The organism is Bacillus cereus, from assembly GCF_002567495.1.
Classification (GTDB): Bacteria; Bacillota; Bacilli; order Bacillales; family Bacillaceae_G; genus Bacillus_A; species Bacillus_A cereus_AQ.
The window spans coordinates 1-21,402 of sequence record NZ_NVAP01000087.1; the positions used below are offsets into that span (position 1 = coordinate 1).

Below are 21,402 nucleotides of genomic sequence, written 5' to 3' on the forward strand. Positions count from 1 at the left end.
ATTCTATAGGGTACATTTTACTCAGGATTATCTTTTTTTATTTTTATAGTAATTAATTCGATTTTACAATTGTTGAGGATGCTTCATCGTTCCACGTTCTAGCTCCGTCCCCCATACTGTAATTCGTCAAATTATAGACGGCACCCGTGTTCGCAAGTGCAAGTGCACGCCCTTGTGCATTTTCATGCTCATAAATAATTGTGTGATCTCCATACAAATGCGTACGCACACTCGATACAGCATCGTTACTCCAGCCTGCGAAATTTGTAACTACAACTGGGTTTCTACTTGCATTTACAGTGAAGTTTGGTCCACTTGCATTAATATCATGATAGAAAGTAGAGTAAATTGCTGCTAGCGGTTTAATAGTGCTATTCTTTGGAACAGGGTGCGTTTTCATATGATTCTCGAGATCTGCTTTTGTATCAAATCCAATTGTCGTTTGGTCTCCATTAAACCCTGGTTCCACCACTTTGTAGGGTTTATCTGTTGTTTCTGCTGCTTTCGCCTCAATGTTAGATACACCAAATATCATGGCACCAGCTAATAGACTTGTTGAAAGTACACCAAAGATTCGTTTCAAAATCATCCACTCCCCAATTAGTATATGTTTCGAATCTATTGTATAATTACTTTTCATATTTTTATATATTTGTAAAATTTTATCAATTTATCATTTATATAGGAATAAACGGATGGTTCCACCTATTTTATATGACGTGAATATTGAACTTGTGTTATTCGAGATAGAATTCCCATATGTATTCTGCCCTCCTCCCTTTCCAGGCAAAAAACTGATGATACATCCCACTCTTTCATCAATTAATTTGTAAACAGAATCTTTACATGTAACATATATTTGTATCATAAAGATTTAAAAAATTGATAATATTTTCACAGAACATTTCCAAAGTTTATTTTAGATACTTATTCATATAAAAAAGAACTCAAAGTAATTTATACACGACTTAATGTAAAATATATATTGCATTTATTCATATTATAATTTAATATATAGAATATAAGATTATAAAAAGGGTTATTTTGACATCACACGTCATACCTAGTTGCAAACATCACACTACAACTATTCATGGATATGGTGATGTACAAAATATAATATGAAGCGATATATTTCGGGAGGAAAAAATGGAGAAATTAAAAAATTGGTTTTCACTTACTACACATCCAGATGAACGGATTCAAAAGATTGAATTAAGCATTTGGGCACAATCGGGTGTATTCATCCTTTTGATTGCCCTTGCAGATGTCATCATACGAGGTTTCTTTTTACATCGCCCCTTTATAGAATGGGCTACAACGCTAGGGATTGTTGTCAGTTTTGGCGTGTTTTTTTTAATCAGATGTTTGTTCGCAGGTGTGTATGAGCCAGAAGTCGACAGTAAAGAAAAAATGAATCTGAAATTGAAGGAGAAGTTTACTTTTACATTCTTTATATGTTTTGTCGGTGTTGCTAATATTACGTATCATAATCCATTACCGCAAAATCTAATGGAATGGTTTGGTGTCATTATCAAGTTCATACTAGCTGTTTCGTTTGTGTGTGGTATTGAATATATAGTGGCTAGAATTAGCTGGAATAGATCTAATAAAGGATGATACAATTCAAAAAAAGCTTATCAGAAAATACTTCATGATAAGCTTTTTTTGTTGAATTACTTATCTTTTATCATAGTTATATCTCGTTATGTTGTTGAAGAATTCCCTTTATTCTGCATTTGCAAAACATTCGTCCTCTCTTCGTATACAATTCGAAAACCGATATGATCAATTTCCGCTTTCACTTTTTCATAGTCTTCTGGGGTAAGTTCGTTTGGTAATGTCACAAGAATACGCCGCACAAGTGATTCATTATCTAGTGTTACTAAACTTTTAATGGTTGTATATTTGTTGATTGCTTTTGTTAAGCGATGTAGAGCACCTTCATGTTCCATTGTGCCGAGGGTAAGTGTGTACCCGTCTCCCCATTCTTCTTGTAGTAGTCCAATCACTTTTGCATGGGTCAGAATTCCTAAAAACCTTTCATCTTCCCCCAACAATCGCTATATAAGGCAAACGTTTAATCGTAAAGAAGATTTGATAGAACGATGCGTCTTCTTTGATATATTCCGTTGTATCTTTCATTATGCTGCTGACAGGTAGCTTTTTACTACTGTGCTCCATTTTCTTAAGCAAATCAACTTCATATATATTTCCCCTAAAACACTGCTCTTCTTCATCTAATACAGGAATACAGCGAAATCCACTTTGTTGTAACGTGCCCATGCTTGTTCTAATGTATCGCTGGTTTTACAAGAGATAACATCTCGTTTTTCTACATAATGACCTTTAATCCTCACCAAATCCCCTCCTAATGCAATACCTACCCTTTATTGTTCCTTTATACCGAAATTCATTCTTTTTTCGAAAAAAAAGCAGTTTGTACGATTCATAATTGTGCATTAGTAAGATTTACTTCTACTATAATCAGAAGTCCCTATTTTTGAAGGTCTGAAGAAGAAATAATCCTTCTCCCTCTCATCACAATGTTAGTTAGGGTAAGTAAAATATTATATGAAAAGAACAAACATAATAGACTTCTTCTTAATGTGACATTTGTAAAGTAAAGGATTTAAAGAAAGGGGTTTTTTATCAATCTATCCAGTTTTTATAGTAAAATTGTTCTTACGATGGGAAAGAACATTGTAAGGATAAACCTGTTGAATTTTTTACTTGCAGAATGTAAAAAGAAATGAAACCTAATCAATTTACTGTTGTTTTGCTTGAAAGCTATGGCGAAAAAGGATAAGAAGAAATTGCAGTGTACTGTAATTCTTAAGTAGGGAGTGCTTTTATGAAAAGTTTGAAACATATAACATTGTTAGTAGTATGTTTCTTATGTCTAAGTGGTTGTAATCAAGAAAATAGAGCTGACGTACACGAATATATAAAAGAAAAACACGGTATTGATGTTGTTGTTACAGATTGGAGCTCGATAAATGAAAATAATGGTGGTAATACCTACCATACTGTGCAAGAAAAAAATAACAAATATCTAAAATTCCGAGTAAAGGTACAAGGTCTCCTCTATTCTAATCCAGTAGGTGATGAATACCAATATGGAAAAAAAACATATGAGGAATATAAAAAATTCCAACCAACTCTAGAAGAAATGAAAAAATTAGGCTACATAGAATCTGAAACGGAAAATGCTCTTCAATATCTATTAGATAATAAAGATCCAGATGAAGGAAAACCAACTAATGAATTATTATTAACTTTGCAAATGAGTAACGAGATTGACTTTAGCCAATTGGATTCAGTAGAATTAGATCGTTTATATGCTCTATTTCAACTCATTCAGAAGAATAATAAAAATATTACAGAACTTGAAATTAAGGATCATACTGGCAACTCTTTAGGTGAACCTTTTAAAAATGTGCAAAAAAAGATAACAAAAGAAGAACTGTTACAAACAATGAAATCTACAATGAAAGACCCAATAAACGAATACTGGAAAAATTGGATAAGAACGCACACTAAAGTAGAAGGAAAATTACATGAAATGCAAAACGATCGATTTTCAATTGCAGGTATTACGTATTCAAGTTCGGATGATGAAAAATATCGAAAATATATAGTGACTTTAGTTATTAATACCACCAATACTGTATTTGAAAACAATCCCCCCTTAATTGAGGATTTAATCAAAGTAACCACAATCCTTAAAAAAGAACTACATACGAAAAACTTTGAAATCAATTTAAAAAATAAGACTGGAACAAGAAATACAATTTGGTTGTCATCAAAAGAAATTGAAGAAGCAAATAACATCGAATATCTTGTAAAAGAGAGATTTCCTAAGGATTAAATGGAAAGCCCTTTTCATATTTATTATTAAATGTGAAAGAACAATCCTTAGATTTGTAATAGAAACTAACAAATCACTAAAAAAACCAAAAAATCTTTAGCTGTAGAAAAAATGAAAAATAGGGTCCTATTCATATAGGGCTCTATTTTTATATCAAACTTATATAGGTATATACACATAGCCATCGTACATATATTTTCTATTTATTTTTTCTCAATACACATAGGGGCACAAAAATAATATAGTTAGAAATGAAATTAATTCAGAATATTAAGAAAGGTGTGTCGTGATGAAAAGTAAAATGCTATCTTCTCTCTTTGTGTTTTCTTTTATGTTTTCTTCATTTTTCATGTTTACAGGAGAATCAAAAGCGGCGTTTAATCCTGATACGTATTATACAGGTAAGAGCCCTTATACAGCGGTGTATGGCGGTTCAGGAACGTGCGCAGATAGTGGCGTTCAAAAAGGATATAAACAAATTACTAATTTAGGGTATGTTGAGCTGAAATTCAGTACTGTTTGTAAAACGGCATGGGCGAAGCTTACGAGATACTCTAAAGCACCTTTCAACGATTCAGGGTTTGCAGCAATTTACCGTAGTGATGGTGTTTGGTTCAATAGTTATGCGAGCGGCGGAGTAGGTTCAATCAATTCTGGCCAAACTGTAACTTATACACCAATGGTTTATGATCTAACTGCGGGTTATGGATATACTGCGAAAGCTGCAGGGTGGCTTCGGACAGTTTCTGGGGGACCTTATTCGTTTGGAGAAACAGGTTCTTATTAATAACAAGTAGAATAAAATAAAAACAAGTTCATTATTCTTCCCTACACATTGTGTAGGGATTTTTAATTAGAATTAGTAGTTATGACAATATTTTAAAATTAAAGAAGTGATTATGCTGAAAGATTTAACAAAATCACAAAACTCATCACGTGGTCTGAGAGGGTATTTAGAATCCTATCCGTTAACTTCATTTTTTGTAATGGCATATGTATTCTCGTGGGTTGTTTTAATTCCCTTTATCTTATCGCAATGGGGTATTTTTCCTAAAACAAAAGCGTTTGATATCTTCTTTTATGCCAATGCATTTGTAGGTCCTATGTTAGCAGCGTATATTATGTTTCGAACTGTTGAAGGCAAAGAGTCATGGAAAAAAGTTAGAAAAAGCATCCTATCTATTAAAGTTGGTTTGAAGTGGTACTTGTTTACTCTTGTCGTTATTCCTGCTGTAATGTTTCTGGGTATGGTGATAGTAAATGGAGGGATACCCACTTTCCATGGCCTTACTACTGAATTTTTTGTAACCTATCTTATCTCTTTTGTAGCTATTTTCTTTCTCGGTGGACCTTTACCTGAGGAAATCGGATGGCGCGGTTTTGCTCTACCACGATTTCAATCGAAATTTGGACCACTAAAAGGTACATTACTACTTAGTGTTTTGTGGGCATTTTGGCATCTTCCACACTTCTTAACGGCTGCACAAAGGGGTGGACCAAATTCTGACCTTTCAATCCTATATATTCATTTGCCAATTTTTATTTTGCTGTGTTTACCGATTTCAATCATTCTCACTTGGGTCTATAACTGCCATCACGGTAACTTATTTATTGTCATGCTCGTTCATGCGAGTGTAAATACGTTTAGTTTGGTACAAACTCATTCCACAAACGCAGTTTTAAAGAATACGGATATATTTGTAGCGATAGGTTTAGGCCTTGTAGCTTTGTTTATACTTATTTTCACACGAGGCAACCTTGGATATAAACAAATTGCTAATGATGTACCGTTCAGTAAGAATGAAAATATAAATAATTAGATACGAAATGCATAAAAATGAACTTTGAAATTCATGTACTCATTCCAGATTCCACACAAGATCCTAAGGTAATGGGACTGCTTGAGCAAAGTAAAACAATGTGAAGAGAAATGATAACACAAAAATAAAGTAGTAAACATTCATCCAAAATGTGCTATAGAAAGAAGGGTTTCTTCACTACATCGAAGGAGCCTTTTAATTTTTCTGAATATTGATATTGTTAAAAATTCTAATATATATTATTATAAATAATGGTATATTAGTAAATTTTAGTATTACTTCTATTCAGCTTGTAAACTATGATACTCGGAGGCGTTGTTGTGCGTAAAAAATGGAAACTTGGACTAATGAGTACTCTTCTTACCTGTACAACCTTTACATCTGTTGCTTTTGCAGCAGAAAAACCGGTCGATCAACCCAAATGGGAGGAATGGTTAAACGGACATGCAAAAAAATTAAATGAACCAACATCCCAAACAACAGAGGATTTATCATTTCTTAAAGAGGCCGTACAGGACAAGCGTATTGTTGTACTTGGAGAAAGTACGCATGGTGCAAAGGAAATGAATCAATCCAAAATTCGTATGATTAAGTACTTACATGAGCAAATGGGATATGATGTGATTGCATTTGAAACAGGGCTTGGAGAAGCAGCAGCTGTTCAGCAAAATTTTAATCACTTAACCGCTACGGAAGCGATGAAACAATCTTTATACCCTGTATGGCAAACTGAGGAACTTGAACAATTATTTACCTATATGAAAGAACAAAAAGAAAAAGGAAAGCCACTCACATTAGCTGGTTTTGATATGAATTTGATTTATAAATCTTCATTCCGCTCCTATGCAAAAGAATGGTTGCAAAAAGTAAATCCTGAAGTGGCGAGTGAATTTGATGAAGCATTGTCAGAGTTGATTGAACTGGATAGGTATTACAGTAAATATAAAGGGACGTACCCTTATAATCAATTTAAAATGGAAATACAGCCCGTAATTAACAAGTTTGAAAAGGTTAGAACATTTATTCAGAATCATAAATCTGAATTGACTCAAGTTGCACCACATCCTACGTATGATGTGAATTTCTTAGAGAAATCAATCAGTATACGGATTGATGCGATTAAAACGCATTTAGATGCTGATATGAAAGTCAGAGGTGGCATCCCCTCACCTAACCTGACAGACTATTCTTTTTACATCCGAGATCAAAAAATGGCACAAAACTTCGCATGGCTCTCTGAAATGCAGTATAAAAACAAAAAAATCATTGTGTGGGGTCATAATTATCATATTCGAAAACAAAATTCGAAAATGATATTAGACTGGTCGAAGGTGCAACAATACAATTATGTCGCCCCTAATATGATGGATTATCTTCCGCAACCTATTAAAGACCAAATGTACACGATTGGCGTATTTGCGTATAGTGGAAGCAGTTGGGATGATGTCAATGAAAAAGTTACTCCTGTACATAACCAACATGAAGAACAAAGCGTTGAAAAAATCATCAGCACGGTAGGAAGTCCCCATGTTTTCGTTAACTTAAAAGGAGAAAGTAATCATCCAGAAACGTCATGGATGTTTACCCCTACTGCGGCAAGTTATTGGGGAATGAAAGACAATGAAGAAATCATGATTCCGACAGAACAATATGATGGCATTCTATGGTTAGAAAAAACATCGCCTTCTGTACTGAAGTAAAAAAAAGAGCCTCCGATAAAGGAATGGGGGCTCTTTTCTATTCATATTCCTTTGTTCGATTACTCGAAAATTAGTTAAACAACATCATGCATATGAATTAACATTCAAGATTAAGGAATAAGGTTTTCTTTCATAGTGGCTTGTATATCTCCTATCATCTTTTGGAATGAAAAAATCTTTCCCCACTCCATCAATCGCAAATCACATGCTACTTGCGTCAACGCTTCACATTCCAATGAAGAAACCTCTATGAAACGTATCACTCGATGACCTGTCCAGTTCGTTTCTACCATATAACGTGTGCCAATTACATTTGTATCAAAATACTTAAGTTATGACAATTATAAGTGTTAAAAAAGACTGTCTGCTGACAGTCCTGTTCTTGAATTGAAGTCCCTATTTATTGAAAAAGCGTGATTGTATTTATCTCTCGTTATAGAAAGAATCCCACATCATTTCCATTCTTTTATACTGAAGTGTGAAATAGCCCCAAGTATCTTCTCCGAAATCCCAAGCCCATCCCTCAAATGTCTGTTCAAAAAATGATACGTTTTTATTTTTTCTATCCTCAGCAACAATTGTGAAGTCGTTAATTAAGTTTAATAGTGGAATTGCAACACAAGCACAATCTTTATCAAAATCTATAAATTATTTTTGGACATTTGAACAATCATAATATCCTGATTCTATTACCTTGAAGTCATAAAAAACTAATACAACTTCATTTGTTTCCCATTCAGTGTCAAATAAATTTAGGGGATGTTCTTTTTTAATCAGCATACGCGAACTTTTCCTTGAAAAAGTACAGGTTCTCCTCCCTCTTTACAATACAATTGTGTTTCGTACCTCAAGAGATGTAGTGCTTTAGGATATGTATTGTAAAACTGTTTTCTAACTTTTATTAAATGGATATTTAATAAATAATGTAAACCCTAGGACTTTTACCCTAAAGCCATGCTTTTTTAAGTAACGCTACACCTAAAGTTATCTCTTTATGTGATAGCCCACCAAAATAATTAGATGTTGGACCAATATCTACGCCATTTTTATATGCCTGTTCGATTAACCAATCCTCTGTTTTCTCCAAATGTACCTTTATAAGTAGATATAAACCTGCATTATTACCGATAATTGTTATATTGTTCCCAAAATGTTCGTCTAAGGTAGCAATTAAATGCTCCATTTTTCTTTTATATATAATGCGCATCCGCTTTATATGCCTATTCCATTCACTTTCTTTCATGAAATTCGCCATAGCGATTTGATGTATTGTTGATGCTGTGTTTTCAAATCCTTTAAATTGTTCTTTGTATCTTATCTTTAACTCCCTAGGTAAAACCATATAGCTTAACCGTAGTCCTGGCATAAATGCTTTTGAAAAGTTCCCTATATAAATCACCCTATCTTGATCAATAGAAGCCAATGAAGGAAACGGACGTTGCGTATAGCGAAACTCACTGTCATAATCGTCCTCAATAATATATCCCTTCTTCTTTTTCGCTCATTGAATTAGGTATTGTCTTTGCTGAATTGACATATTCACTCCGCTTGAGGAAGGAGTCTTCTTAGTTAAAATGATAAAAAAACAACCCCACTTAGTTAAGTGGCCAAGTGGGTTGTTCCTAATATGTATAGAATAAACTTATGCATTATTCCTCTTCTAAATCAGCAAGTTGTTTCATTCGTAATTGATAGACATATAAAATAGGAATGAGTCCGCAAATGAACACGATAATACCTAGTAGTATCCCATCTCTTGTACTAGATTCTGGACTAATCGATGTAAGGTAAGATAAACCAAGTACAATCACTACTAATACGAGCAAACTTGTAAGGAGTGATTTTTTTGGATTCTTTTTCATATGTTCATGCTGCACATTAATGCTCATGGATAGATAACCTGACACGACCGATGTGATAATAAATAGCATCCATAGCGGATTGTCTCGCATGTGTTCAAAGCCCCCATGGATCAAATCATATCCAAGAATGCAAAGTATACCTATTGTTTGTACAAAGAATAGAATACGGATATTTTGTAAATTCCTTAGTACAAGTCTTTCATCTGTAATTTTCTTCATTCATAATCCTCCTGTTCTATCCAAAATATTTCGTCTAATGTAGCGTCTGTCGCATAACAAATTTGTAAACATAACTTTAATGAGGGGTTATATTTCCCCTTTTCAATAAGACTAACTGTTTGTCTAGTAATACCAACTGCCTCAGCTAATTGCTGTTGGGTCAAATCGGCTTTTACTCTTGCAAGTTTAACGTGATTTTTCATAAGTAACCTCCTATATAAATGTAACTTATATATTGCTTAATGTACAGTATACGTTACTTTGTGTTGATGCTATTTTATGCTTTAAAACATACTTGAATGGCGCTACTCTCCATCTTTGTTTGTTCTCCTTGTAAACTTACTTACTTGCATTTCCTTTAAACATGCTGATGTGATGCAGTGTAAATTTCCAATTGGGAAGATACAAGACAACTAGGAATGAAACTATGAAAAGTATAAGGCTACATGATTATGATACCGTAGAAGATATCGCATTAGAATTCTTTTATCGGATTGGTGTACCAGTCTACTCTTCTTATGAACCGTTAGATAAAGATGTAACATACGCGTGCGGGACGATGAATATTGTTAAGATTGGACACAAAACTGATACATTGAAGCATACGTATCTTGATGGAAACTGGTCGAAGAATGTAGAAATTACAGATAGCTATCTATATGCTACCTTTTATGTAATTAATGAAATAAAACGGTTATGTGCAACCCATCTGATAGGTAAATGGTTTATGTAAAAAAGAGATGCTATAAGTGCTATAGCATCTCTTTTTTATGTACTGATTCATTAAGAAAGACAGCGATTCATCCTCTACCTTTGTTGCGTTATCCTTTTCTGATTAAGTCACCATGTAGTAGTAGATGCGCTGAGTTTAAAAAATTAGTTAATATACATGGAATCAGGTACAGACATTAAAATATAGAAAAGGTCCCCTACTATTCCGCTAGTAAAAATGATAAATCCCATGTTACGTATTCCTTTAATTTTTGACCGTAATCCAATGATTCCTGCTAGTAGCCCAGTTAAAGAAAATAGAATCCAGTATAATTCGATAGGAATATCGAGAAGTATATTATCAGCAACCCCCATTCCCCAAAAAATAAAAGGCAGTACGACAAAGGAAAGGCTAAGTAATCCTAGTACACCTACGAATAATTTACGATGTTGAATCCCAGTAATCATTAAATACAATCCACCAAAAAATCCGCAAAACACGAGATAAGGCATATAGTAGATCCAAAGTAGACTCAAGATGAGCATATGTAATTCCCTCCAATTTATCGGCGTTCATTATAGTTTTAAGGGGTTATTTGATTGTCTGAATCGGTTGCTAATGTATCAAATTGTTTTAGCGCTTCTTCAAGATCGAACGAATTAAACCAACGATAATCCTGATTGTCTAAAATACGATAGTGCTGACTTATTAGATTCTGTTGTAAACGAAAGCTCCCTTTTTCTTGAATCTGTTTCCACCAGACTTTTCCTCCCAATGTTTTTTCTTTGAAGATGCTAGTGCTATTGTGAGCCATTGTTTCGATTACTACTAATGGATCATCCCCAAGAGAAAACTGTAAAACCTCACTATCCCTAAACAATGCACAAATAGCAACAGTGTTGGTCCAACCTGCATTCGTTCTCCCTTTCTCAATTTGAACAAGCGTTTTTTTTGAAATACCGAGAACTTCAGCCATTTTATCCTGTGTATATCCTTTTTCAGTACGTATTAACTTCACTTTCGTTGAAATGAGTTCAATTATAAGCTCCTTATTCACTTTCTCTCCCCCAAAAGTAATAAATGTTTCATTTAGTGNNCACTAAATGAAACATTTATTCAACTCGCTCCTCTATATCTTGTAAGAAATAATCGAATAAGCTATAAAAACGGTCATTCCACAGTTATCCATGAGAAGTTAGCTCGTTTTGGGGTGTTAGAAAACTCTTAGCTGGATAGCGATGTGTTGCTACTCAGTTAAGAAAAAGAAATACTCTCAAAATGAAATAAATACGTTATTCTTTCTACAGAATCATAGGAAATTATGGTATCCTTTTAATTTTAAGGAAATTTAGTTTTGTTATCTTTCCTTAACAACAAACAAGACGCCACCCAGGACATGGTAGCGCCTACAATAATTACTATTCTTTTAATCATTAACAAGTATATCTGGACCCTTTTTCAACATATACGAGAAACCTGAAATAAATACGATACTAAATATAATAATGGAAGACCACATATTAAAATGAAATTCTTTACCTACAACTAAATAATAGATGTTATGGACCAAGAAATTAGCACCTATGATAATCCCACCTAACATTGAACTAATTACAAGGTAGATTAAATAAAATTTGAGTTTCTGAAACATTTACCCCTCTACTCCATTTCTAAAATCGATTTTATTTAGGAAATTTCAGAAAATTATACCATTTATTTTTCTGATATTATTAAATCTATAATATATTTAAGGTTATTTTAAGAGAAGAAGGATTGCCTACCCAAATGTTCATTTAGGGGTTCCACCACATCGCCATCAAGCTAACAGATCAGATTGCCCCCTAAACGAAAATTTTTTATCTCTAGATATATTTCTGAGATTTAAGTTCATTTTTTTATTTTGGAGAACAACTAATTTTTTACGTTGATGGAGATGTAGCGAGACCCCATTTATAATAATCCTTTGATGACAGCTTGGTACTAAGCTTAAATTAATTCATATAACTTTAAAAAATATGAAATAGTTTCTTCTATTTGATCATAGGTCTCACTATAAGGGATATCTATAACTGGCTACCCAATCCCCCAACAAAAATTCCGCTTTATTTTGTCACGTAGCATTCGCTTTCTTGAACCCCTAAATCCCCCAAAGTACTCAGATTTCATATATTTATAATGTTGTATACCATTATATTCTATAACAAATAGAGGATATTTACCTTGGCAAACAACAAAATCCATTCGATAATCATATTCAAATCCAAGTTTTTTAAGAGATAGTTCTTTAATAAAAACTATATTGTGCTTAATTAGAAGGTGTGTAATAAATTCCGCTCCATTAGACTCTTTATAACTTCTGTTGCAGCTAGGACAATTTTCACCATCCTTTTTAATCTTAATGGGGGCTACCTTCCATTCATGCCCACGAAAGCATACATGTAACCCCTTAGTCCTCATTGATTTATAGGGCCCAATAAAAGTGATATCGTTCCTATTATCTGCTAAATAGTCTATATACTTTTGATGATTAGGCGATATCTTCTCATCTATCTCTTTTCTTATTAAGTGAGAACACCATACATATTTACTATCATTATTCTCTTTATTAATGACATAAGACTGTATTAAATGTATGTCTTTATTCTTTTCAAGATTTTGAAGATACTCTTTGTATTGAGTTAATTCTGCAGGTCCTCTAGACTGTTTTTTATAAAAATGTATACAACCATAACTATCCTTTACTAAAAGAATTATTTTCCCTCTAAACACCATAATTTTCATCCTTTTATTAAAAGTTATATTAATTAAATAAAAGTTCATCATTAAATAATCAGTACTCGAATCTTTGCATAATCCTTGCCCTATTCCATCTAACTTGCAATACGTTTGTGGTATCCTTAATCAAATCATAATAATCATGATATATCCAGCAGCTTAAGTCTTTTAATATAGTATTAAAAAGTGGATATACTTAAACGCATATCCACTGTCAAGTACGTATATTTTTCACCTTAAACATACTTTTTTCACATTTAAATACTTACCTTCGCTTCTCCAATATCCTGTTTTTTAATTAAATCTAAGTAAAAATGTGAGACAGTTGTGTTGTAATAAGGAGAAATAAAAATAAATGATAGATTAAATGTAAACATTCCGATAAATGCAGCTAATAAAAACCAACCAATAAATGATAACCAAAGAACAAATAACTTTAGCTTTTGTCCTTTCATTATTCTTTTACTTTCTCTCAATGCTTCACTTGCTGTATAATCAGGATTCTCTACTAATATGTAATACGACATGGAATAAGAAAAATATTTAATAATACCTGGAACAATTAATAAGAGACTCCATAAAAAAAGAAAAATAGCTTGCAGCAGCCCCAATTTCATTGATTTAAACAAATTCTTCTTTTTAAATCCCGAAAATACATCGTCTACCTTAGCATCTTCTTTTTTCCCTAAGTGTAAAGTGAAAACAGAATATCCATAATTAAAGATACCTTGTATGACACTGTAAATTAGGAAACAAACCCCACCTAAACCAATATAACTTAGAATAAGTAAAGCAAGTGCTGTTGGATCTACTTGTGGTTCCCCACCAATTGAATAAATAAATAACACATCCGGGCCAATTATCCCGATAAACAGTGCAAATATTAAATACATGAAAGTGGCGATTGCTGATGCACTTAAGGTTGGTACAAAATAGAATAAAGCTGATACTCCTATACCTACTCCCCATTTCCCATCTAACGAATTAAGTGCTGCTTTCTTAAAATTTCTTGTCATACTCGTATTTCCTCCTTTTTTCTTATTTTGCTTTACTAAAAACATAAAAGAACTTGTAGCAGGCCCCGCTACAAGTTCTTTTAGCAAAATACTTTAGCTCATCGAAAAATTATTTATTCTACACAATCGGGGGTAATGCCTAAAATATGGTTTGTTAACATCATTATATAACATAATTATGAAATTTTGTTGAAAATTCTATATATTTAGACGAATAACTCTCCACTTTTTTACTTATTTTTTTATTTTCATGTAGTTTTATCTATTGAAAAAAAAGTATAAAACCTCTGCACTATTTCAATAAAAAGATTATTTAATAAACATGAAAAGATCACCTATAAAATTTAACAGGTGATCTTTTGTGTGATTTTGCACTTGTGCACTACTTTAAAAATATATCACAAATTCATCTAGTCTCCTAAACATTTGAATCTATAGGCTTGTGAAATCCCCTCATTCTAGACGAACGTCAATTAGATCTTTCTAAAAAAATTTTTTTATGTAAAAAAGTTTCAAGTTTACTAAAATCTGTCGAAGAGTATAATAAACTCATTCCATTAATAAATTCATGTTCAACTCGTTTCTCTCCCTCATGGGGATCACAATGATGTGAATCCTTATACAACTGAAACATATTCCACGGTACTGCATCTGAAACCTCAAATTTACTTAGTAGTTCTGGACAAAGACCTTTAGTTGCTCCATCTTGAACAGGAAAGGCAAAGTTTTTATAAAGTACGGCTGTTTCAGCAGAGTAGTTATCCACTTTAGTTGAGAAGTAGCTTACGCCATCAAAAAATCCATCATATCTTATAAACTGCAATAATAGTTGTGGGATAATATATTCTGGTTTGAATGTATCAGTCGTATTTTTTACACGTACAGAACATGCTGCCATTAAAGGCCAAATAATTAGATAAGAAATTACTTCATTTGGTTCATTTAACCTATCCGCCAAAAGCGTTTTTTCATAATTGTACCGAAATCATTGAATTTCTTAATTAACTTATCTATAAAAACAACAGGTGGTGTAGATAAATCTATATAACTTATATCATCTGATTTAAATACTGAAGTCTGAACCGTGTTTAAATCCGGTTTATTAAGTTCTTCCCAGCAGGTTAAAGGTGAGCTTCCTAAATAGATACAAGGTAACCCAGGAATACTGTATCTATTTGTACTGACTATTCCCCGAAGTTCTAACGGAATATGAAACATTTCTTCACTTGTAAATACACAATCGGTACCGACTCTCATTTTATAGAGGAATTCATTGTCAAAGTTTTGAAGTGTTTTTATATCATTGAAATGATTTGGTTTTGACACGTTATTTATTAAAACCCTATAAAATTCATTAGAAGCCCTTGAAGGAAAACCTTTATAATATTCTTGTAAGGAATAAATAATTCCTTCACACAAATTCTTTGCATGTCTTAAATCCTTTTTGGTAATGACTGTTTCTAATGTTGCACTGCAAATGTTCTCTAACCCAGAGATATAAGTATTAAAGCAATCTTTAAGATACTCTATAAAGTCTTCATTCTCCCTTGTTAGAGGTAGATTTCCAACCTAATTATACAAATCAATAATAGGTAGTACTTCTAAAACCCAGTTTCTTAAACTAATAATTTTTTTAGCGTCTTCCGAGAAATCAGCTAGTGAGAATTCACTGGCTTCCTTTTCATTAAAGGGATAAAATTTAAATTTCTTAGGTTCGTTTATTTTTTGTAATTCTTCATATAAATTAAATGCAATATTGACTTCCTGTTTACTAACATTGGTGTCTTCTTTTATATGAGTTAGTTTAACTGCTTTCTCTATTAAATCTGTTCTTAATTTTAAAATAGTAATCACATCACTTTTCAAACGAAAATATTTAATTAAGGTTTTACACTTTCTCAATATTACAGTATGAAATTTCTTATATAATTAAATTATTCTCTTTATTTTATGTATCTGTTCCCTTTGGACCCTACTATTATAGGATTCCTTTTTTTATAATCATATATTTATTAATTAATTTATCAATTTCCTGACTTAAATAGAGGACTTTCATATGAGTAAAGCCTTGTTTATTTACCAGCTCTACTAACTCTAATTTTTTATTTTCTATTAGATTATTTAACTTTGCCACTAACATAAACTTTTTTCTTTCACACTCCCCCTGAGCAAAATAAAAAGAGCTGCTCCCAGCTCTTATATACTAAAATCTTTATTATTGCAGTGTGAATTTTTCCATATTCTATTATAAATGAATATATATAACGCTAACAACAATAATTTTAGTGTATTAATAAATAAAAAGCAGCAATATTTAATTACTGCTACAGCTTCTTTTTAAATTCATTATTTATAAAAAAGAATTCTTCCGGTCCATCAGCCCCACCATACCAAACTTCTAGCCTTATAATATGTGCAGCTACTTCCTTTAAAATCACATTCATAAATAATGTGATAGGTGCCACGTTATGTTCTGGATCTCTGTAGTTCTTTAGATTGGCTATAAATGACCATTCATTATCTTTTAAATTTGTATAATAATCATTCTCTTCTTCCCAGTTTCCTATGTGCCACCTCATATATAGAAAATCATCTTCTGCAAATGCTTCATTTATCTGTTTCTTTGTAAATGGAATGTCTTTACTATGTTTAACTTTTATATATTCTTTAACGAATGGAAACTTTAAAGCAGCTTCTTCCCAGCTTCCTGTATTTATTAATTCCACCAATCCTTTATATTCATCCTTTATAATTACTTTACCTCGAAAAGCTGTATACATTTCAAATGGCAATTTTCCCACTCACTTGTAACCATTATGAATTTAATTTACATATATCCTTAACTACACAATAGACGGTTTTAGAATTCGTATTACGTTTCCCTTTTCGTTAAATTCACTCTCGTTTTTGCAATTCTTAGAGGTAAGATTAACTATATAACTCTCTGAAATTTTAAAAGTTCTTTCCTCATTAAACATCGTCAAAGGAACTGATACCCCAACATCATTATCTAAATGACTTAGAACCATTACAGGGATAGTTTCTCCTTTTAACAAATCAATATATGAGGTTTTAACTTTATAATAATGCCCTTCTAAAAAGTGCATTTTTCCGTTTATTAAATCGACTGCAACTCCATTATTACAATACGCTAAGCTTTGATTAGAAAAATGAATATCGTCTGATACTTTAATAAATTTCATCGTTTTATTATCAAATATATAGTAACCTTCCCTTACTACAAAAAGATTATGTGGATTGATAAACTCTAGCAGATAATGTGTTATTTCAAAGCTAGTATCTCCCTCAATCATGTCTCTGTATTCTACATAAAGTTTCTCTAACTTTTTAACTGTGCTTAGTTTGATCCCCTGATTTGGTCTTGATGCAAGTGTTAAGTCATCTAATACCCATTTAACCACATATGTTGACGTTGGAATCATTTACAATATACCCCCTTCGAAATTCTATATATAAACATTTAAACTGTTTTAATTATAAGAAATTAGGCTCTACTTAAAGTATAGGCATAATTTATTTAATAACTAAGATAATTCTCTAACTTTTTATAGAAAAACTAATACAATTTGATGTAGGTATTTAGCCATACAAAAATAATTGCTCAGTATACGATTGTATTTCCCCTGAAAAAATGTACAAATTATTTTTATTATGTTGAGACAATGAACTATATGCAATGAAAACAATACACGGGTTAACTTTTAGACAGTTTAATAGGACATTTATTTTCTTTCATTGTGTTCGTTTGTTTTGTAAAATGTTACATTCAATTGAAACTGCATCCTTCTAATTAATAAGTACTAAGTGAACTACCCGCCACTTAACGTCCTAACGGACTGTTTGAAGTGGGAGCTTCTCGGTTAGTCGTTACTTTTGGTAGCTAACGAATTCGTCCTAAGACAGCCGAGCTAACTCCCTTGTTCCAAGGGTTATTTTAAGGATATGTTTTCTATTCAAATGTCCATTTTATTCAATAAAAAAAGAACACTATAAAGTGCCCTAAGCTTCTGAGTATAAAATATACGACAATGCCTTGCCCGTTCTTATGTGCAAACGAAAGAGAGCACTCCCCCAGTAAGTGCTCTCTCTTGAAAAAATATAGGGGTACATGTCGGAAACCGTTCGGTATCATTATATGATACCTCATTCCCAACTATGCCTAAGTCATGTATTAAAGGGGGTTAATGTGTAATTTCTATACAACAAAGAAAAAAGCACTCGAATGGATGCTTAAATTAAACTTATTCATTATCAATATCTCTACTTTCATCATTAACTGATTTCGGGTCTAACACGATTCCTATATCCGGCGGCAAAATTAACTCTATACCAGCTACTGGTTGATTGTCCTCATTAAAATAATACTTCTTTATCTTATTCAATTCTTCATTTTTCTTATTTTCACTCATATTATCCCGCCTTTTATGTATGATATTAAAAACTTTTCTTAATATGTACATTGAGAAAGATAATATACTATTTTTCAACTCTCAAACAACTTATAAAACTTTTTACATAATAAAAGAACACCCATAATTGATAGGTGCTCTGATATATATAGTGGTTTCCATCCACACATTCCAATATATGCTCGTCCATCTCGAAAAATGCAAACAAAAAAGCACCTAAATAGGTGCCTTTTCGAAACGTATTAACGCGAGTAGCGAACACAATGAATTCTTCTCGGTGTCATTACCATCTTATGTTCGAGATTCTTAAATATGCCTAATCGTTAATGTGTAATTTCTATATAACAAAGAAAAAAGCACCCGTTATGGATGCTTTTGATTACTTATGCGCTTAATTTTTCAGTAATCTCTTCTGCTGTTAAATCGTATTGTTATTCCTCACTTTCTATAAAAATGATTATTTCGTTAAATTTCAATATACAATATTGCATATTCTTTACTTTCGATTTCCGTATATGCAATAATTCGTTTATAAAAATACAATATATTAGTAAGGATGATTTATATGAACAAATTCCGGAAGAAGATAATTAAATCCTTACAAACTTTTTGGGGATGCTTAGCATTTGGTGTATTAATGTTTGCTATCTTCTTAATTATGGATCTAACAGATACACCTTTAAATACATTGAGTTGGAGAGATTGGCTAGGTTCTGCAGTAGGTGCAGCCATTGTATCCGTAGGGATGTTTACTTTAAGTAACTTGGATTTAAAATAATTTTTCCGTCAATACTATATGTAGGCTGTATGCCAAAACTCATTTGAAGTAGCTTTCTTTGTATCTCCTTGTATTGAGCAGTTAACTTTTGCTAACTGCTCTTTTAGTCGTGACCATTATAGACAAGCTTTCATATAATATCGTCATTCCTTTCTTATAAATTAAGTTCGTCACTTGCATTATAAAAATGGGAATCTATCCTATAACCTTTTTCAGGAATCATCCATACTTTATTTCTGAAAAAGTGCTTTGTTTCACTGAAAGGTGGTTGCGGAAACAACTGCCTTTTTGTATATGACAAAAAGGTTATTTTTTTCAAATGTTTACTACTAATGATCAATAAATATCTTATAATTGTTATATGCAAAATAATTTGTTTAGGAGCAGATAAAATGCCAGTTACACTAGAACTTATTCTTTTTATTCTTATAGCAATTAGTGCTGTTGGCTATTTGATAAAAGAATCTCAAAAAACTAAGAAAAGAACCCTTGGAATTTCACTAGAACTTTTAGTTCTTTTCTGGTCAATATGGAGAATATCGACTATCATAATTCAAATTTTAGAATATAATCTCTCGTGAATAAAACTCAATATACCGTCAATACTTTATATGACATTAGATTTTCTCCTTGTTCCCCCTTGGAGAACCGAGCAGTTAGCTTTTGCTGGCTGCTCTTTGTCTGTAAAAATACACTCAATTAACAAGAAACGCATATAATATTCTGTGTTCCTTTCTTTATAAAATAAAGTAGTATTCACAAAATGGATCTCGTCACGAGAGCGCTTAATAAAGTGCTCTTTTTTGGTTTTAAAATAAACAAAATGAAATTTTTATTTATTTTTCTTTCATATATAATATTTTAATATTTGTTTATGCTATAGTTGTAACTTTTTGTTACAACATATATCTGTATCCAATGAAACTTCTAAAATTGTACAATCGAACAATTAGCTACTTTAGCTAGCTGCCTTGTTATGTAAAATAAAGCATTTATAAAAAGCTTTCTCAACACCTTACACATGGAATTTAATTACCTTTTATAGTGATCATTGGTAATCCCATAAGAATCTATCGTTCCATTAACAGGACCCGTCCCCCTAATCGGGTCCTGTTAAATGTTCTCTATTAAAATGGTGTTTTTGTTCAACTATCGTCTTCACTTCTTCACGTCCAACAATTCCATATGCAATATTACATATTCTATATATCAAATTTACAAATGTGGAATAATTGATTTATACAATATTTAAAATTTATATCGAAAGGAGAATACTAAATGTCTTTCTTTTCGTGGTCTCCTCTTATTTTCTTAACAGTTGTTGCAATCATCATTTCTATTAAAAAGACTAAGAAACAATAGCTTTAAATAGTTACAATAAGTTATTTTTAGGAGGTGTAGTTATGTCATTTGCAGCATGGAGTGCAATTTTTATGACTTTAATCGGAGCAATGTCAGGAGTAATATTTGGTACAATTTCTTCTAAAAGAAGTAAAAATACCAACTAAAAACCTACTAATAAAAATAAATTTTTATTTTAGTGACAGCTGATACAATCTTTATATTTCAGCTGTCATTTTCTATTCAAATAACTATTCTTTCACTTTTTTGATACATTTATGAAACATTTCTGTGTTATCTTCAGTAGGTTCTTTTCTTTTCATAAATTGTGTGAATTATATCCACACAAGAAGCTCTAGATCCCTAAATCTAGGGCTCCTTCGTTTAAATAAATATTTTTTCAATTCGATGTATAGACAACTATATATTTAAATGTTAAAATATTATTGTGATTCCCGCATGGTTTCACATACGACTTTTTTTCTTCGGTTATGGGGTTCTTACGTAATAGTAAGAGCCATTTTTTTATTCTAATAAGTTTTTTGTTAAAAATTTACACACATGTACTTTTCGATATATAATTAAATTATCAATATATTAGGAGTGTTAAGTATGTCAGGAACAATAATGATTTTGTTATATATTTGTTTCGGAATGAGTGTCGTTTTTAGCTTAATAAGGGAATTTCGAAAACCACAGAAAAACCAATTCTTAATTTTAGTTGATTCTTTAATTTTACTAGGAGCTCTATTCCTAGTAAGTAGTATCTTCATCTAAATCAAAAACCATGTAACTCGGTACTATTAAGATTTCTTTACCGCATACATTACATTTAGGATTTCCATATGCAGAAATCCCTTTAATAATTTCACTTTCTA

At 31.9% G+C, this 21,402-nt stretch carries 25 protein-coding genes and 1 pseudogene; 9 read left to right on the top strand and 17 right to left on the bottom strand.

Annotated elements, in window-relative coordinates; genetic code table 11:
• Positions 1-52 precede the first annotated feature (52 nt).
• Positions 53-583: a hypothetical protein gene (locus tag COK05_RS29880; protein WP_255290369.1), complete on the bottom strand. Its 531-nt coding sequence runs from the start codon at positions 581-583 to the stop codon at positions 53-55.
• Positions 584-1,149: 566 nt separating this feature from the next.
• On the opposite strand from COK05_RS29880, the gene COK05_RS29885 reads away from it, so the two are divergent.
• The gene (locus COK05_RS29885; protein ID WP_098615411.1) at positions 1,150-1,620 is read left to right on the top strand and encodes a DUF6773 family protein; all 471 of its coding nucleotides are present in this window, start codon (positions 1,150-1,152) and stop codon (positions 1,618-1,620) included.
• Positions 1,621-1,706: 86 nt separating this feature from the next.
• Here the strand turns inward: COK05_RS29885 and COK05_RS29890 are convergent, their stop codons facing one another.
• On the bottom strand, positions 1,707-2,057 hold the full coding sequence (locus COK05_RS29890; protein ID WP_176539476.1) for a hypothetical protein: 351 nt from the start codon (positions 2,055-2,057) through the stop codon (positions 1,707-1,709).
• Between the two features lie 797 nt (positions 2,058-2,854).
• Between COK05_RS29890 and COK05_RS29895 the strand changes: the two genes are divergently transcribed.
• The 4 genes from COK05_RS29895 to COK05_RS29910 all read left to right on the top strand — a co-directional run bounded on the left by COK05_RS29895 (position 2,855) and on the right by COK05_RS29910 (position 7,391).
• Entirely contained in the window at positions 2,855-3,871 is a 1,017-nt protein-coding gene (locus COK05_RS29895; RefSeq protein WP_098615413.1) for a hypothetical protein, read from the top strand.
• A 289-nt stretch (positions 3,872-4,160) separates the two neighbouring features.
• Positions 4,161-4,658 (top strand): DUF2690 domain-containing protein, encoded by a 498-nt coding sequence (locus tag COK05_RS29900; protein ID WP_098615414.1) that lies wholly within the window; start codon positions 4,161-4,163, stop codon positions 4,656-4,658.
• Between the two features lie 112 nt (positions 4,659-4,770).
• Entirely contained in the window at positions 4,771-5,691 is a 921-nt protein-coding gene (locus tag COK05_RS29905) for a CPBP family intramembrane glutamic endopeptidase (protein WP_098615415.1), read from the top strand.
• A gap of 320 nt (positions 5,692-6,011) precedes the next feature.
• Complete coding sequence (locus COK05_RS29910) at positions 6,012-7,391, top strand: erythromycin esterase family protein (protein WP_141539310.1); 1,380 nt, start codon at positions 6,012-6,014, stop codon at positions 7,389-7,391.
• Positions 7,392-8,337: 946 nt separating this feature from the next.
• Here the strand turns inward: COK05_RS29910 and COK05_RS29915 are convergent.
• From COK05_RS29915 to COK05_RS29925, 3 genes and pseudogenes are all read right to left on the bottom strand, one after another.
• A pseudogene (locus COK05_RS29915) lies at positions 8,338-8,946 on the bottom strand (aminotransferase class I/II-fold pyridoxal phosphate-dependent enzyme); the annotation flags it as partial.
• 94 nt (positions 8,947-9,040) lie between these two features.
• Positions 9,041-9,472, bottom strand: a complete 432-nt coding sequence (locus COK05_RS29920; protein WP_048371823.1) for a hypothetical protein — start codon at positions 9,470-9,472, stop codon at positions 9,041-9,043.
• Positions 9,469-9,675 (bottom strand): helix-turn-helix transcriptional regulator, encoded by a 207-nt coding sequence (locus COK05_RS29925; protein ID WP_098615416.1) that lies wholly within the window; start codon positions 9,673-9,675, stop codon positions 9,469-9,471. The genes COK05_RS29920 and COK05_RS29925 overlap by 4 nt, the downstream gene beginning before the upstream one ends.
• A gap of 224 nt (positions 9,676-9,899) precedes the next feature.
• Between COK05_RS29925 and COK05_RS29930 the strand changes: the two genes are divergently transcribed.
• A complete protein-coding gene (locus COK05_RS29930) occupies positions 9,900-10,205 on the top strand; it encodes a hypothetical protein (protein WP_098615417.1) in 306 nt (101 codons plus the stop codon).
• Positions 10,206-10,348: 143 nt separating this feature from the next.
• On the opposite strand, the gene COK05_RS29935 is transcribed toward COK05_RS29930, so the two are convergent.
• From COK05_RS29935 to COK05_RS31515, 12 genes are all read right to left on the bottom strand, one after another.
• Positions 10,349-10,729, bottom strand: coding sequence for an ammonia permease (locus tag COK05_RS29935; protein ID WP_098615418.1), 381 nt, complete (start codon positions 10,727-10,729; stop codon positions 10,349-10,351).
• Positions 10,730-10,767: 38 nt separating this feature from the next.
• Positions 10,768-11,241: a helix-turn-helix transcriptional regulator gene (locus COK05_RS29940; protein WP_098615419.1), complete on the bottom strand. Its 474-nt coding sequence runs from the start codon at positions 11,239-11,241 to the stop codon at positions 10,768-10,770.
• Positions 11,242-11,610: 369 nt separating this feature from the next.
• On the bottom strand, positions 11,611-11,835 hold the full coding sequence (locus COK05_RS29945; protein ID WP_098615420.1) for a hypothetical protein: 225 nt from the start codon (positions 11,833-11,835) through the stop codon (positions 11,611-11,613).
• Positions 11,836-12,257: 422 nt separating this feature from the next.
• Positions 12,258-12,956, bottom strand: coding sequence for a hypothetical protein (locus COK05_RS29950; protein ID WP_255290370.1), 699 nt, complete (start codon positions 12,954-12,956; stop codon positions 12,258-12,260).
• Between the two features lie 260 nt (positions 12,957-13,216).
• Positions 13,217-13,975 (bottom strand): DUF975 family protein, encoded by a 759-nt coding sequence (locus tag COK05_RS29955; RefSeq protein ID WP_098615436.1) that lies wholly within the window; start codon positions 13,973-13,975, stop codon positions 13,217-13,219.
• 469 nt (positions 13,976-14,444) lie between these two features.
• A complete protein-coding gene (locus COK05_RS31975) occupies positions 14,445-14,933 on the bottom strand; it encodes a hypothetical protein (protein WP_255290371.1) in 489 nt (162 codons plus the stop codon).
• Entirely contained in the window at positions 14,918-15,301 is a 384-nt protein-coding gene (locus COK05_RS31175) for a hypothetical protein (RefSeq protein ID WP_176539477.1), read from the bottom strand. The genes COK05_RS31975 and COK05_RS31175 overlap by 16 nt, the downstream gene beginning before the upstream one ends.
• 243 nt (positions 15,302-15,544) lie before the next feature.
• Positions 15,545-15,829 carry a hypothetical protein gene (locus tag COK05_RS29965; RefSeq protein WP_255290372.1) on the bottom strand — a complete coding sequence of 95 codons (285 nt, stop codon included), beginning with the start codon at positions 15,827-15,829 and terminating at the stop codon, positions 15,545-15,547.
• Between the two features lie 124 nt (positions 15,830-15,953).
• A complete protein-coding gene (locus COK05_RS29970) occupies positions 15,954-16,115 on the bottom strand; it encodes an aspartyl-phosphate phosphatase Spo0E family protein (protein ID WP_098615422.1) in 162 nt (53 codons plus the stop codon).
• A 184-nt stretch (positions 16,116-16,299) separates the two neighbouring features.
• Complete coding sequence (locus tag COK05_RS29975) at positions 16,300-16,755, bottom strand: hypothetical protein (RefSeq protein ID WP_098615437.1); 456 nt, start codon at positions 16,753-16,755, stop codon at positions 16,300-16,302.
• Between the two features lie 63 nt (positions 16,756-16,818).
• Positions 16,819-17,418: a hypothetical protein gene (locus COK05_RS29980; protein WP_098615423.1), complete on the bottom strand. Its 600-nt coding sequence runs from the start codon at positions 17,416-17,418 to the stop codon at positions 16,819-16,821.
• A gap of 819 nt (positions 17,419-18,237) precedes the next feature.
• A complete protein-coding gene (locus COK05_RS31515; protein WP_098615424.1) occupies positions 18,238-18,405 on the bottom strand; it encodes a hypothetical protein in 168 nt (55 codons plus the stop codon).
• A gap of 565 nt (positions 18,406-18,970) precedes the next feature.
• Here COK05_RS31515 and COK05_RS29990 point away from each other — a divergent pair.
• From COK05_RS29990 to COK05_RS31520, 3 genes are all read left to right on the top strand, one after another.
• Complete coding sequence (locus tag COK05_RS29990; RefSeq protein WP_098615425.1) at positions 18,971-19,183, top strand: hypothetical protein; 213 nt, start codon at positions 18,971-18,973, stop codon at positions 19,181-19,183.
• Between the two features lie 392 nt (positions 19,184-19,575).
• On the top strand, positions 19,576-19,764 hold the full coding sequence (locus COK05_RS30000; RefSeq protein ID WP_098519580.1) for a hypothetical protein: 189 nt from the start codon (positions 19,576-19,578) through the stop codon (positions 19,762-19,764).
• Between the two features lie 1,372 nt (positions 19,765-21,136).
• Positions 21,137-21,301 carry a hypothetical protein gene (locus tag COK05_RS31520; protein ID WP_002094309.1) on the top strand — a complete coding sequence of 55 codons (165 nt, stop codon included), beginning with the start codon at positions 21,137-21,139 and terminating at the stop codon, positions 21,299-21,301.
• Positions 21,302-21,402 lie beyond the last annotated feature (101 nt).